This window comes from Psychrobacter sp., assembly GCF_036731945.1.
In the GTDB taxonomy this organism is placed as follows: Bacteria; Pseudomonadota; Gammaproteobacteria; order Pseudomonadales; family Moraxellaceae; genus Psychrobacter.
Window position 1 is genome coordinate 15,506 of sequence record NZ_DAINDI010000019.1, and the last position, 888, is coordinate 16,393.

The 888-nt window shown below is 45.0% G+C and carries 2 protein-coding genes; both read left to right on the forward strand.

What is annotated here, in order from left to right:
* Nucleotides 1-402 (forward strand): 2-amino-4-hydroxy-6-hydroxymethyldihydropteridine diphosphokinase (gene folK, locus V7D75_RS05550; protein ID WP_333613748.1); only part of this gene is annotated, 402 nt, incomplete at its 5' end.
* Between the two features lie 100 nt (nt 403-502).
* A partial coding sequence (locus V7D75_RS05555; RefSeq protein ID WP_333613772.1) for a 3-methyl-2-oxobutanoate hydroxymethyltransferase occupies nt 503-888 on the forward strand: 386 nt, incomplete at its 3' end.

Below are 888 nucleotides of genomic sequence, written 5' to 3' on the forward strand. Positions count from 1 at the left end.
GAAAATAAGCAAATACGAGCAGTACGAGTGTCTTCTTTCTACGCTTCGGCGCCGATGGGACCGCAAGATCAGCCTGACTTTGTCAATGCGGTTATAGGTTTTGAGACTACCTTACCTGCGTTTGAGCTGCTTGCATTTTGTCAATTGCTAGAGCAACAAGCTAAACGCGCCCGTCTGCGCCGCTGGGGTGAGCGCAGCCTCGATGTCGATATTTTATTGTATGGGGATATCAAAATCTCAGAGCCGCAATTAACGATACCGCACGCAGGTTTGCATGAGCGTAATTTTGTTTTGTTACCGCTACGAGAGTTGGCGCCAGAGTTAATCATTTTAAACAAACCAATAACGGATTATCCGCCCAGTGACGATTGGACGGGGCTAAAGCTATTAAAACTGAATTAACGCCTCTGTAGAATTATGGATAAGTTGGATGCTACGATAGTGGCTGTGCATTTTATTAAAATATCAAAAGCTATAAATAGTTAACCGCATTGAGGGTGATATGACAACGTTATCTACTTTAAATAAATTTAAAAAAGACGGTGTTAAATTCACCTGTCTGACCTGCTATGACGCCATGTTTGCACGCATGATGGACAACGCGCAAATCGATACGATTTTGATCGGTGATAGTTTGGGCATGGTGGTACAGGGTCATGATTCAACCTTGCCAGTTAGCGTCGATGATATGGCTTATCATACGGCCAATATCGCCCGTAGTAATAAGCATGCACTGATTTTAGCGGATTTGCCATTTATGAGTTATGTGACGCTCCCAGATGCGGTGGCCAATAGCCGTAAGCTGATGCAGGCGGGCGCGCATGTGATTAAGATTGAAGGCGGCAGTGAGCTTTGCGATTTGGTCAAAACCTTGGCGCAAGCAGGTAC